The sequence below is a fragment of the Chitinophaga pollutisoli genome (assembly GCF_038396755.1).
GTDB classification, from domain to species: Bacteria; Bacteroidota; Bacteroidia; order Chitinophagales; family Chitinophagaceae; genus Chitinophaga; species Chitinophaga pollutisoli.
Window position 1 is genome coordinate 2495427 of record NZ_CP149822.1, and the last position, 13954, is coordinate 2509380.

A 13954-nucleotide genomic window follows, 5' to 3' on the forward strand; every position below is an offset into this window, starting at 1 on the left:
CCGTGCTCATACTGTGTTGTGACCGATGGTACATCCTTACGTTCTAAAATTATAACATTAATTTAACAACCACAAACATCAGGGGCACTTTTTTTAACCTGTTTATCTAGCTCCGGAAGGTTAATACCCGTATTTTCCGTAAGTTTAACGGATATACCTTTTAGCATGATGAAGATTTTCAATGTGTTTTTCTGTGTGATGTTCGTCTTGTTCGCTGCGCTGCAGTGGAACGACCCGGATCCCTACATCTGGATTCCCATCTACCTGTACGGCGCCGTATTTTGCGGCCTCGCCGCTACCCGCCGCTACTACCGCGGCTGGTACCTTTTCGGCATCCTGGCATTCCTCTCCTACGCCACCTTCCTTTTCTTTGAAAAAGACGGCGTGCTCAGCTGGGTAACGGAACACCAGGCCCAAAACATCGCCGGCTCCATGAAAGCATCCACCCCCTGGATCGAAGACACCCGCGAATTCTTCGGGCTTTTCATCCTCATCATCGCCATGCTTGTCAATTTCGTGCACTCCAGCCAGAAAAAAGCCAAGAAAATGCGCAAAAGAATGATGAAAATCGGGTAATCCCCACCAATTACCACCCAACATACCCAAAAAGGGGCTGTATCGCACGATACAGCCCCTTTTTCGTCCCCCCTGCTCCCCGCTCCCTGCCTGCCTATCTCCCGTATTTACCAGGCTTAACACTCCCTTACCTTACCCATATCTTACCCATGTCTTACCCCTTATATGAGGGTAAGACATGGGTAAGATATGTATGGGATATGGGTAAGATATGGGTAAGACATCCTACCCTCACCACCGCATTAGCCCTACCGTCATTTCAGGCATACCCTGCCCCTCCCTCACGTCCCCCGCACCCGCACACACCTCCCGGAAAACGAAAAAGGCCGCCTCGCAACGAGACGGCCCTTTCCTATATGCTTTTGCAGCCTATTTAGCCAGCAACCTGAAATAATCGATCGCTACAGGAGCGGCCTCCGCGGGGTCTGCCGCCTTCACCGCCAGCACCAGCGCCTGCTTTTTGCCGCCGCTGATGGCCGGGAAAGCAATCGTAGCCAGGTTGGGCTGGCCCGCCTTCGCGCCCTTGCCAATGGTAACGCTGCCCAGCACGGGGCCCGTTTGGCTGTCGAGGTGCGCGGTAACCACATATCCGTGCGCGGGGATCTCCCGCACGAAGTAGGTCAGTTCAATGCCGTTTACGCCCGTGAGGTCGAGGTTGGGATACGCCGCCCAGCTGTTGGCGCCCGGCACCAGCAGCTTCATGCCGTCTACCTCCACGGCGCTCGCCCCGTCGGAATCCTTGAAGCTTTCGCCCTGGATCTTCGGATTGCGCAGTTCTGCCATGGCGGTGCCCGTGATCGGCTTAATGCCCGCGCCGCCTTTATCGGTATAAGTCGCGATGAGGTATAAAATCCCCCTGTCTTTCACTTCATTACCCAGCGTAGCGTTCACGCTGCCGGTGGCAGGCAGGGAAGGATCCTGTTTCGCGCCGCCTGCCAGTGAGAAGATGTACTCCACGATCTGCTTCGCTTCGCCGGTGGAAATACCGGGGTGCGCGGCCATCGCCGTTTCACCCCAAACACCGCCGCCGCCTTTGATGATCTTTTCCGCGAGGTAATCCGGCGACTTCGGATCGCTTTTGTATTTGTTGGCCACTTCCACGAAACTCGGCCCGATGGATTTCTCATTCGGCTTGTGGCAAGTCTTACAATCGGATGTTTCCATGATGTTTTTGCCCGCAATAGCCCCGGAAATAATCTGGTGCCCCTGGGACATGCCCGCCTTGTCTTTCCCTTCCATATACAACGCCTTCACATACAAGTTCGCGGGATCGAACCCGCCGGGGGACGATTGCCCGTCTTCCTTGTCGGACACCTCCACAGCATATTCCACCTTCTTGCCGGGGAAATAGAACATGCTGTTGCCGGTCAGTTTGATGTTGACGGACGGTGTTTCGTTCCCCGCATACACCTGGATCACCTGGCTTGCGGTACGGCTCCCTTTATCGTCGGTCACTTCCACCGACACGGGGAATTCCCCTGCGGTCGTGAAGGTGAATTCCGCCGTAGGCGTCGTCGTTTCTTTTTTATTGCCGTTGCCGAAATTCCAGGTGTAGGTCAGCGGATCGCCGTCGGGGTCGTTGGTACCTTCCGCGGAAGCCTTCACCGTAAATGGCAGTGCTCCTGTCAGCTTATCCACCTGCAACTTCACATTCGGTGCGCGGTTGCCGCCGTTGTAATCGATGCGAACCAGCCCGGCATCGGCGTTCTTGGAGAACCAGCCGTTGCCGTATTCGAGAATATACAACCTTCCATCCGGCCCCAGTTCCATATCGATCGGGGCGTTGAATTTCTGCGAAGGCATGAAGCGTTCCATCTTCACGTAATTGCCGTCTTTATCCATGGTAACCGCCATCACCCATCCCCTGATCCAGTCGTAGATGAACAGTTTGCCGTCATAGTATTCCGGCAGGCGGGTTTCTTTCGGATAAAATTCGCTGTAGTACACCGGCCCTGCTTCTGCGTTGCGGCCACCCGTTCCCACCAGCGGGAACTCGTCGGATTTGCCGTAAGGGTACCAGATGAACGCGGGCTGCGCCGGCGGCAGTTCGGTAAGACCGGTATTATTGCGGGAGTTGTTGATGGGTTTCTTCGGATCGTGATACGCACCGGAAACGCCCGTTTCGTAATCGTACGCGCGATAGGGCTTGTTGTCGCCGATGAACAGCGGATAACCGTAATAGCCGGCCTTCTTTGCCTGGTTCACTTCGTCGTACCCGCGCGGGCCGCGGGTGGAGTCGTCGTTCGCGGCATCAGGGCCTACTTCGCCCCAATAGAGATAATTTGTTTTGCGGTCGATGGAAATACGGTAAGGGTTGCGTGTGCCCATCGTATAAATTTCAGGCTTCGTTTTCTCGGTACCCACCGGGAAGAGGTTGCCGTCGGGGATTTCGTAGGAGCCGTCTTCCTTCACGCGGATGCGGAGCACCTTGCCACGGAGGTCGTTGGTATTGGAGGAAGTGCGGCGGCCATCGTACTGCAGGTGGCCGGGACGGTCGTCTACCGGTCCGTAGCCTTTGCTTACGTAAGGTTGCCCGGCTTCGTCGAAGGGCGTGGTATTATCCCCGGTGGAAAGATACAGCAGGCCATCCGGACCGAAAGCGATGGAGCCGCCGGTGTGGCAGCAGATATCGCGCTGGGAATAGAACTGGAGGATGACTTTCTCGCTCTTCATATTCAGCTGTCCGTTCTCGAACTTGAACCGGCTAAGCCTGTTCACAGACGTGTCAACGGGGGAATAGAAGAGGTAGATGAAGTTGTTCTTTTCGAAAGCCGGATCCGCGGCGAGGCCCATGAGGCCTTCTTCCGCATTTACGTTCGGCACTTGTGTTTTATGGTAAACGTTGAGGGCGCCCACCTGGGTGAGGTTTTTGCGGGAAGCGCTGTAGAGCAGCAGTTCGCCGCGGCGCTGCGCAACGAGGATATCGAGGTTGGGAAGGATGGCCATTTCGGTAGGCTCGAAGAATTCGCCGCTGGTCAGGGTTTGACGGGTGAAGCGGTCGCCATCCGGTACGCGTAGCGTGGTGGCTTTTGCGTAATTGAGTTCGAGGTTCTTGCCAATGGCGTATTGGATGCCGCCCAAAACGTGCTTCAGGAAATTTTCTTCTTTGTACGACTCATCCGTATGGCCCAGTTCGGTGTACCAGGCGCGGCCGCCATCGTAATCGTGGTACCAGGAAATGGGATGGTCGTTATTCATCTTGCCGCCGGTGTAGGTAGTTTCATCTACTTTCATGAGCACTTTCGTCTCTTTATTGAAGTATTTGAAGTTATACCATTCATCGGTGTGCTCCCAGGTATCGGGGAGCTCTTCGGTGGAAGGATGGGATTTGTCGATAACGTTGAGTTTGGCTTTGGCGGTTCCGGGCGGGTGGTCGCCGAAGTAGGCGCCTACCAGTTTGCCATACCAGGCCCAGTCATATTCCGTATCGGTTGCCGCGTGGATGCCCACAAAGCCGCCGCCTGACTGGATGTAACGCTCAAAATCCGCTTCCTGCGCAGTGTTCAGCACATCGCCGGTAGTGTTGAGAAAGATGATGGCGGAATATTGGCCGAGGTTCTGCTCGGTGAATTTTTCGGCATCTTCGGTGGCATCGACATCGAAATTGTTTTCCGCGCCGAGTTTTTTAATGGCTTCAATGCCGGCGGGGATGGAGGCGTGGCGGAAACCGGCCGTCTTGGAGAAGACGAGCACCTTTGCCTTTCCGGGCCTGGACTTGCTGCAGCCGGCCAGGGCTACGGCTACGATAAAGACGAGGAGGTAAGTGATATGCTTCATGGTATCGTTCTGTTGTTCGGTAAACGTGGTATTTAAAAGCAAGTAGAGACGCATGTTTGCGTCTCTACTGAAATTTATGCATTTCCCGGCTATTTCTTTCTGCCAGCGGCATAATCGATGCCGCCGAGCACGTGTTTGAGGAAAGCCGGTTCACGGTACGATTCTTTGGTATGCCCCAGCTCGGTGTAAAAGGTGCGGCCGCCGTCGAACTCGCGATACCAGCTCATGGGATGGTTATCGCCGTTTTTGCCGCCCTGGTACGATTTCTCATCGATTTTGATGAGGATATTGAGACCGGGAACGATGCTTTTGAAGTCATACCATTCGTCCTTGCGCACCCAGGTCGGGTCCAGGTGGGCCGTTGCGGGGTGCTTCCTGTCCACCACGTGAAGGGTAGCGGTTTGCTGGTGCGGATGGCTGAGGAAATACGCGCCTACCAGCTGGTTGTACCAGGGCCAGTCGTATTCCGTATCCGTAGCCGCATGAATGCCCGCATAGCCGCCGCCTTTACGGATGTAGCCTTCCAGTGCGGATTGCTGTGCATCGTCGAGGACGTTGCCGGTGGTATTAAGGAACACCACGGCTTTATAGCGCGACAGGTTCTGGGCTGTAAACTTCGATGCGTCTTCGGTGGTATCCACTTCATAACCGTTTTCCGCGCCCAGCTTCAGCATGGCGATTTTGGCATCGGGGATGCAATCGTGCCTGAAGCCGGCTGTTTTGGAGAAGACGAGCAGGCGGGGCTTAGCCTTCTGAAAGGCTGCCAGCCCGGCGATGGCGGCCACTGCGCAGAGCAGGAAGAGATATTTATAACGCATCATGGATTACAGTTGGCGGATCTTGATATTTCTGTACCAAACTTTATCGCCATGGTCCTGCAGGGCGATGTGGCCTTTCTGGTATTTGCCGAAGCCATCCCAGGATTTGAATTTCGAGCCGGCAACGAGTTTGTTCCACTCTTCAGAACCTACTACTACTTCAGCGGTTTTGTGGCCGTTGAAAGTGAGGGTGAGCTTACCGTCTTTCTTGGTGATCTTCGCCGTGTTCCATTCGCCAACGGGTTTAGCGTAGCGGGCGGGGGAAGCGATGAGGTCGTAGAGGTCGCCGGAGTTATGTTTGTGGATTTTGCCGTCGGAATGCTTATCGTCATCGAGCACCTGCATTTCGGGGCCGGTTTGGTAAGTGGCGCCGAACTTCGGGTCTTCGTGAACGCCGAAAATGATACCGGAATTACCACCTTCGGATATTTTCCATTCCATTTGCAGCTCATAGTTCTCGTAAGCTTCGGCGGTCATGATATCACCGCCTTTGGCGCCTGCTTTCTTGGCATCGGCGTCGAAGAAGAGCGTACCGTCCACCACTTTCCAGGCATCGGGAGCGGCGGCTTGTTTATAACCTTTCCAGCCATTGGTGGTTTTGCCGTCGAACAGCAGTTTCCAGCCTTCTTTTTTCTCTTTTTTGGAGAGGGAAGGCGCCTGCGCGAAGGCGCTCGCGCTGCCGGCGAGGAGTCCCAGCGCGAGGGCGGCGGAGAATATACGTTTGGTCATGTTGAAGTGTTTATAGGGTTGTCAGTTATTTGACGGTCAGGATGTATTTCACCATTTCTTCCGCGTCGGGCTTGGAAATGCCGGCGTGCGGAGCCATGGGAATTTCACCCCAGTTGCCGGAACCGCCGCTGATGATTTTGTCGGCCAGCGTGGCTACGTTTTCGGGGGTGTTGGGATACTTCTCGGCGATTTCCTTGAAGGAGGGGCCGATTACTTTTTCGGTTTCCTTGTGGCAGGTGGCGCAATCCTGTGCGGCCATCAATTCTTTACCTTTACCGCTCACGTCGGCTACCATGGAATTGTCTGCCGCAGGAGCTACCGTTTCTTCGGGTGCCTTCTCTTCGGCTTTCTTTTCTCCACCGCCGCACGCTGCCATTAACACTGCTGCACTGATACACAAAGGCATCCAGAATGATTTCTTCATTGTTTGAATAGTTTTAGAATTCTTTAGAAAATCGTTTTTGCTTAACTTATCAGAGTCCTAATATACGCCTGTTCAGGTTCTCATCCGCACCGGTACCGGCAAAATCGTCAAATGCCTTCTCGGTCACCCGGATAATATGGTCTTTGATGAAGGGGGCCCCTTCGCGGGCGCCGTCTTCAGGGTGTTTCATGCAGCATTCCCATTCCATCACGGCCCATCCGGAGAAATTGTATTGGGTCAGCTTGCTGAACACCGCTTTGAAATCCACCTGTCCGTCGCCCAGGGAGCGGAACCTCCCGGGCCGGTCGATCCAGCCCTGGTAACCGCCATACACGCCGGAGCGGCCGGTGGGGTTGAATTCCGCGTCTTTCACATGGAACATCTTGATTTTCTCATGGTAGATGTCGATGTAGGCGAGGTAATCCATGGCCTGGAGCACGAAGTGGCTGGGATCGTAGAGGAGGCAGGCGCGGCTGTGGTTGCCGGTGGCCGCCAGGAACTGTTCGTAGCTGGCGCCGTCGTGCAGGTCCTCGCCCGGGTGGATCTCATAGCAGAGGTCCACGCCGTTGGCGTCCATCTCATTAAGGATCGGCAGCCAGCGGGCGGCCAGTTCCTTGAACCCTGTTTCCACGAGCCCCGCGGGGCGCTGGGGCCAGGGGTATACCGTATGCCAGAGCAGCGCGCCGCTGAAGGTGGCGTGGGCGTTGAGACCCAGGTTGCGGCTGGCTTTGGCGGCGTATTTCAGCTGTTGCACGGCCCATTCGGTACGTGCCTTGGCATTGCCATGCAGTTCTTTGGGCGCAAACCCGTCGAACATATCGTTATAGGCGGGATGAACAGCTACCAGCTGGCCCTGCAGGTGGGTCGACAGCTCGGTGATTTCCATGCCTGCGCTTTGCACGATGCCTTTGATCTCGTCTGCATAAGTCTGGCTTTCGGCGGCTTTCTTCAGGTCTATCATCCTGGGGTCCCAGGTGGGGATCTGCACGCCTTTGAAGCCCAGGGAGGCCGCCCATTTGGTGATGCCTTCGAGGGTATTGAAAGGCGCCTTGTCGTCCAGGAACTGTGCGAGGAAAATGCCGGGTCCTTTAATCGTCTTCATATGCTTTTCCTTATCAGATTTAAAAATTCAATATCCGGAATTCGGCCCAAAAAAGGGACTAAATTTCGAAGGTCGTCCATTTTTCGTTACTGGCGGAGCTTTTCACCACATTGTCAATGAATGCCATCCCGCGTACGCCTTCGTTTACGGAGGGGTAATCGAGGGCTTCTTTGGCGGGCTCGGTACCGTCGATACGAGCCTGAAGGGTGAGGGCGAAGTTGCGGTAGAGGTTACCGAATGCTTCGAGATACCCTTCGGGGTGGCCGCCCGGCGTACGGCAGTTATGCGTGGCATAAGAGCTGAGATGGGGATTGCCCGCGCCTGCGCGGAGGATCTCGGCGGGTTTGTCGAGCCAGCGTACTGTGAGGGTATTGGGCTCATGCTGTGCCCATTCGAGGCCGCCTTTTTCACCGTATACGCGGATTTTGAGCGCGTTCTCTTCCCCTGCGGCTACCTGGGATGCCATGAGCACGCCCGCGGCGCCCTGGGTGAAGCGGAGGAGTACGGCGCCATCGTCGTCGAGCAGGCGGCCAGGTACCATGATGTGGTTATCCGCGCAGAGCTTGTCTACAGTATCGCCGGAGATATATTCTGCCAGGTTGAAGGCGTGTGTGCCGATGTCGCCCATGGCGCCGGCTTTACCGGAGCGTTTGGGATCGGTGCGCCATGCGGCCTGTGCGTTACCTTCGCGCTCGCTCATCTTGGAGAGCCAGCCCTGGGGATATTCCACCCATACTTTACGGATCTTGCCCAGTGCGCCTTCGGCCACCATCTGGCGGGCCTGTTTCACCATGGGGTAACCGGTATAGGTGTGTGTGAGCAGGAGGCTGAGGCCGGTCTGCTCTACTTTCGCTTTCAGTTGTTTGGCTTCGTCGAGGGTGAAGGTGATCGGTTTTTCGATCACTACGTGAAACCCTTTGTCGAGGGCCATCATCGCCGGCTCGAAGTGCGCGAAGTTGGGGGTCACGATGGTGATGAAGTCCAGCCGCTTATCTGCCGGCATGGCCGCTTCTTTCTCCAGCATGGTTTTGAAGTCCGTATAGATGCGGTCGCTTTCCAGGAAGAGCGAGCGCCCGGAGTCTTCTGCCACTTCGGGGTTGATGCTTAACGCACCTGCTTTGAGTTCAATCAGGCCGTCCATATTCGCCGCGATGCGGTGGATGGCGCCGATGAAGGCGTCTTTGCCGCCTCCGATCATTCCCATTCTGAGTTTCCTGTTCATACTATACTATATTAATGCTTTCGATTATGCGGTTTGTAAAAGTTGTTTGTTTCTGCCCTTCATATAGAAGTAAAGGCCGCCGAAGGCTACGATAAGAACGATGGGGATCACGAGTGTTACGTTGATGATCTCGGGGCCCGCTACCGCTTGCGCCTGAGCGTAGGCAGTTGCTTCGGCAGTACCGGGAGCGGCGGAACGGAATGCGTCCATAGTAGCGCCTGCCGGGAGGTTCTTACCAATAATGTTGTCGTAAAATCCACCCATGAACATCATGTAGATCGACACGGCAAACATGCCCGCGCCGCCCATCAGGTTCATCCCCAACGCACCGGACTCCGGGATATTTTCAGATACGAAGCCGAGCATGGTAGGCCAGAAGTAAGTGATGCCCAAACCGAACACTACCGCCGCCACGAAGAGCATATTGCCCGACTGGCTGCCCATCAGGTAAAGCCCCAGGGCCGACAGGATCGCCGAAATAAACAGCACTCCCGAAGGCGACAGGCGATGCACGATAGGCCCTGCCACCGCACGGCCCAGCACCTGCACACCGGCTGTGAGCGCCAGGATGAGGATACCGTTTTCCGTTACGTTCTTCAGCAGGATTTCTATCCACTGGTTAGTAAAAAGTTCCGTGATGGAGGTGCCGAACATGCAGATGAACATGAAGATGAACAGGCCGCTGGTAACGGACCGATACATCTGCGCATTGGATACCCCGGCCGCCACACGCTCTGTAACCGGGAATTCGAGCTTGGAAAACAGGTAACCATACAGCAGTGTGGGGATGATCATCAAACCAACCTGCAACTGCCAAAGATCGGCCATGCCTATTTCTTTAAAGAGGAATACCACGAGCGCGCCAACAACGATACCGCCGGGGAACCAGAGGTGGAAGTGATTGAGTTTGGTCGTCTTGTTATCGGGGAAGATGGTGGCTACAAGCGGGTTGCAAGCCGCTTCCACCGTACCGTTCGCCATACCGATAAACAGTGTGGATATAAACAGCGGCCAGAAGCCGGAGCTGAAATAAGGCGTGGCAACGGTGAGGACGATGCCCAGCAAGTGCAGTACGAAAGCCGCGATGAGCAAACGTTTCATACCGATGGCATCTACGATGAACCCGCCTAAAACCACGGCCAGCGGGAAGCCCCAGAACGCAGTTCCGGCGATGATCGATAATTCCTGGGCATTCAGATGGAATTGCACACCCAGTTGTCCGAGGATACCGGCGCGAATTCCGAAGGATAAGGAAGTGACAAGCAGCGCCAGGCAACTGGCAACGAAAAGACTCTTAGGCTGTATCTGCTTCATAGACGTGTTGTTTGTAAAAAATCTAAAACTGTAATTAAAACCTTTAAATTTATAAAAAGTATTTCCATATTTTTTAATTTTTGTGACAATAAATCCCCGGATTAACAAAACGGCTGGAAACCCGGGAAACCCTTACTGTCAAGGCAGCAGCAGGCCGCAATTGGTGTGGCTGATAGTTTGGCGGACCCTATCTTTTGCATTTTACAACGCCGGGAATCCAAAACATTACTGCAAAAAGCCGGGCGCGAATTTGCTGATTTTTTGCGGGATAGTGTCTGGTTGACATTTAAAATTTTTAAAAAAGCCAACCAACAAGTTGCCGTTCAATGACTGCCGGGATGCGGGGATCTTTAGCAAGTGGAAAATTCCATCCAACGGCAGAAATACAGCGGTATGCCCAATTTTTCCCATATTTCATAGGGCCATCGACCAAAAATTCCTAATTTTACCAGCCTTGGTCCGCAGAGCCCCGCCCTGCCACCTTGTCACAACCTGGCATCCGGGCGTAATATTTGACTATATTTCACCCGCAACCAGGTTCCTTTATTCTTTTAGACATCGAAAATTTTAACATGCTAGGTTTTTTAACAAAGCTTTTCGGAGGAAACAAGTCTGAGCGAGACATCAGGCTGATCCTGCCTATGGTGAAGCAGATTAACGAGGAGTATGAAAAACTGTCATCCCTGCCTATCGACGAACTGCGTGGCAAAACGCAGGTTTTCCGTTCCCGCATCAAGGATCACCTGGCTGAAATAGACCGGGAGATCGCCGACAAGAAAGCGGCTGCAGAATCCGAAGAGGATGTAAATACCAAAGATCTCACCTACCGGGATATCGATAAGCTCCGCAAGGACCGCAACAAGAAAATCGAAGAAATACTGGCCGTGCTCCTGCCCGAAGCCTTCGCCGTAGTGAAGGAAGCATCGCGCAGGCTGAAGGAAAATCCGGTGATCACCGCCACCGCCACTGATATGGACCGCCACCTGGCCGTGCTCCGCGATTACGTGAGCATCGAAGGTGACAAAGTGGCCTGGAAGAATACCTGGGTTGCGGGCGGCATCGAAGTCACCTGGAACATGGTGCATTACGATGTTCAGCTGATCGGCGGTATGGTGCTGCACCAGGGTAAGATTTCAGAAATGGCGACGGGTGAAGGTAAAACCCTCGTTTCCACGCTCCCCGCTTACCTCAACGCCCTCACCGGCGAAGGCGTGCATATCGTAACGGTCAATGATTACCTCGCCCGCCGCGACTCCGAATGGAACGGCCCCCTGTTCGAATTCCTCGGCATCACCGTGGATTGCATCGACAAACACCAGCCGAACTCCTTCGAGCGCCGCAATGCTTACCAGGCAGACATTACCTACGGCACCAACAACGAATTCGGTTTCGACTACCTCCGCGATAACATGGTGCACAGCCCTGAAGAAATGGTGCAGCGCAAGCATCACTTCGCCATGGTGGATGAGGTGGACAGCGTGCTGATCGACGATGCGCGTACCCCGCTCATCATCTCTGGACCTATCCCGCGCGGTGACGAACAGGAGTTCCACGCCCTGAAGCCGCGCATCCAGCGGCTGGTGGAAGAGCAACGTAAAATCGTGACCTCCAGCCTCCTCGAAGCCAAGAAACTCATCGCGGAAGGAAAAGACGATCCCAAGTCCGGCGGCCTCGCCCTCATGCGCGCCCACCGCGGGCTTCCCAAAAACAGCGCCCTCATCAAATTCCTCAGCGAGCCCGGCATGAAAGTACTCCAGCAGAAAGCGGAAAACTATTACATCGCCGACCAGCAACGCGAAATGCCGAAAGTAGATGAAGGCCTGCTCTTCCATATCGACGAAAAGAACAACAGTGTAGACCTCACCGAAAGAGGTATCGCCCTCATCACCGGCGCCGGCGAAGATCCCGCTTTCTTCGTGATGCCCGATGTAGGTTCCGAAATCGCCGACCTCGAAAGGATGGACCTGAGCCCTGAGGAGAAAATGGCCCGGAAAGACCAGCTCCTCCAGGATTTCGCCGTGAAATCCGAGCGCATCCACTCCGTTCAGCAGCTCCTTAAAGCCTACACACTCTTCGAAAAAGACGTGGAGTATGTAGTAATGGACGGGAAAGTGAAAATCGTAGATGAACAGACAGGCCGTATCCTGGATGGCCGCCGTTACTCCGATGGCCTGCACCAGGCGATCGAAGCGAAGGAAAACGTGAAAGTGGAAGCTGCCACCCAAACGTTCGCCACCATTACCCTGCAGAACTACTTCCGCATGTACCACAAATTGGGTGGTATGACCGGTACGGCCACCACCGAAGCCGGCGAATTCTGGGAAATCTACAAGCTGGACGTGGTAACCATCCCCACCAACCTGCCGATTACCCGTAAAGATGCGGAAGACCTTGTATATAAAACCAAGCGCGATAAATACCGCGCCGTGATCGAAGAGATCAAGAAACTGAAGGAAGCCGGCCGCCCCGTACTGGTAGGTACCACTTCCGTAGAGGTTTCCGAGCTCCTCGGCAAAATGCTGACTTTCGAAAAGATCCCCCATAACGTACTGAACGCCAAGCAACACGCCCGTGAAGCCCAGATCGTGGCCGAAGCAGGTATGCCCGGCGCCGTGACCATCGCCACCAACATGGCCGGCCGTGGTACCGACATCAAGCTGGGGCCCGGCGTGAAGGAAGCGGGCGGTCTTGCCATCATCGGCACCGAACGCCACGAAAGCCGCCGTGTAGACCGCCAGCTGCGTGGCCGCGCCGGCCGCCAGGGCGACCCGGGCACTTCCCAGTTCTTCGTATCCCTGGAAGACGACCTGATGCGCATGTTCGGCTCCGACCGTATCGCCGCGCTGATGGACCGTATGGGTTATAAAGAAGGCGAAGTGATCCAGCACAGCATGATCACCCGCTCCATCGAGCGCGCCCAGAAGAAAGTGGAAGAAAACAACTTCGGCATCCGTAAACGCCTCCTCGAATACGACGACGTGATGAACAAGCAGCGCACGGTGATCTACACCCGCCGCAACCACGCCCTCTTCGGCGAGCGCCTCGCGATCGATACCGACAACTCTTTCTACGAAGTAGCCGAAAACCTGGTGACCACTCACCGCGCCACCGACGACTACGAAGCCTTCAAACTGGATGTGATCAAGAATTTCGCCATCGATACCGTGATTGCAGAAGACGAATTCCAGAAAGGCAACGTGCAGGAAATATCCGAGAAGCTGTATGGCGAAGCGGTAGCGAATTACCACCGCAGAACCAACGAAGTAGTGACCGGCACCTATCCTGTCATCAAGAAAATCTTCGAAGAGCAGGGGCAGCATATCGAGAACATCTCCATCCCGTTCACCGACGGCCGCCGTGGCCTCCACGTGCTGGCGCCGCTCCGCAAAGTGGTGGAAACTGAGGGCAGGGAAACCATCTCCGCACTCGAGCGCTCCATCACCCTCAACCTCATCGACGACGCCTGGAAGGAGCACCTGCGCGCCATGGATGACCTGAAGCAGTCTGTTCAAAGCGCCGTATACGAACAAAAAGACCCGCTGCTGATCTATAAATTCGAAGCATTCGAACTGTTCAAGCAGATGAGCGCCGAAAACTCCAAGGAGATCGTTTCCTTCCTTTGTAAAGCCGGCATCCCCGGTCAGCAGGCCGAAGAAGAAGCGCAAATTACCGAAGGGCATGAAGAAAAAACCGACATGAGCCGCATGCGCGCCACGCACCAGGACCCCGACGCCGGCAACGGCCACGGCGCTCCCCAGCCAGGGCCCGCCCGCCGCGAAGAATACGCCCCCGCCATGGACGAGCCCAAACAAGAGCCCGTTCGCGTAGGCCCCAAAGTCGGCAGAAATGATCCCTGCCCCTGTGGTTCCGGCAAAAAATTCAAAAACTGTCACGGGAAAGACCAATAATCACCCGCTGCGTAAAATAACCAACGGAGTTACCCGGGACCACCCTGCGTAACTCCGTTTTTTTATTTTTGCAAAACACCCTTC

9 protein-coding genes are annotated in these 13954 nt (G+C 54.9%); 2 read left to right on the top strand and 7 right to left on the bottom strand.

Translation table 11 applies throughout. From position 1 onward, the window contains the following. Positions 1-165: 165 nt before the first annotated feature. Entirely contained in the window at positions 166-576 is a 411-nt protein-coding gene (locus WJU16_RS10135) for a transmembrane 220 family protein (RefSeq protein WP_341838200.1), read from the top strand. Positions 577-945: 369 nt separating this feature from the next. Here WJU16_RS10135 and WJU16_RS10140 read toward each other — a convergent pair whose 3' ends face one another. From WJU16_RS10140 to WJU16_RS10170, 7 genes are read right to left on the bottom strand one after another with little or no spacing between them, the layout of a single operon-like run. After that, positions 946-4407, bottom strand: coding sequence for a ThuA domain-containing protein (locus WJU16_RS10140; RefSeq protein ID WP_341838201.1), 3462 nt, complete (start codon positions 4405-4407; stop codon positions 946-948). Positions 4408-4442: 35 nt separating this feature from the next. Continuing rightward, positions 4443-5174 carry a ThuA domain-containing protein gene (locus WJU16_RS10145; protein WP_341838202.1) on the bottom strand — a complete coding sequence of 244 codons (732 nt, stop codon included), beginning with the start codon at positions 5172-5174 and terminating at the stop codon, positions 4443-4445. A 3-nt stretch (positions 5175-5177) separates the two neighbouring features. Then, positions 5178-5900 carry a DUF1080 domain-containing protein gene (locus tag WJU16_RS10150; RefSeq protein WP_341838203.1) on the bottom strand — a complete coding sequence of 241 codons (723 nt, stop codon included), beginning with the start codon at positions 5898-5900 and terminating at the stop codon, positions 5178-5180. 25 nt (positions 5901-5925) lie between these two features. Then, positions 5926-6324, bottom strand: a complete 399-nt coding sequence (locus WJU16_RS10155) for a c-type cytochrome (protein WP_341838204.1) — start codon at positions 6322-6324, stop codon at positions 5926-5928. A 49-nt stretch (positions 6325-6373) separates the two neighbouring features. Next, positions 6374-7426, bottom strand: coding sequence for a sugar phosphate isomerase/epimerase (locus tag WJU16_RS10160; RefSeq protein WP_341838205.1), 1053 nt, complete (start codon positions 7424-7426; stop codon positions 6374-6376). Positions 7427-7484: 58 nt separating this feature from the next. Beyond that, the gene (locus tag WJU16_RS10165) at positions 7485-8648 is read right to left on the bottom strand and encodes a Gfo/Idh/MocA family oxidoreductase (RefSeq protein WP_341838206.1); all 1164 of its coding nucleotides are present in this window, start codon (positions 8646-8648) and stop codon (positions 7485-7487) included. Positions 8649-8672: 24 nt separating this feature from the next. Further along, positions 8673-9962, bottom strand: coding sequence for an MFS transporter (locus WJU16_RS10170; protein ID WP_341838207.1), 1290 nt, complete (start codon positions 9960-9962; stop codon positions 8673-8675). Between the two features lie 572 nt (positions 9963-10534). Here WJU16_RS10170 and secA point away from each other — a divergent pair. Beyond that, entirely contained in the window at positions 10535-13870 is a 3336-nt protein-coding gene (gene secA / locus WJU16_RS10175) for a preprotein translocase subunit SecA (RefSeq protein ID WP_341838208.1), read from the top strand. Positions 13871-13954: the final 84 nt, after the last annotated feature.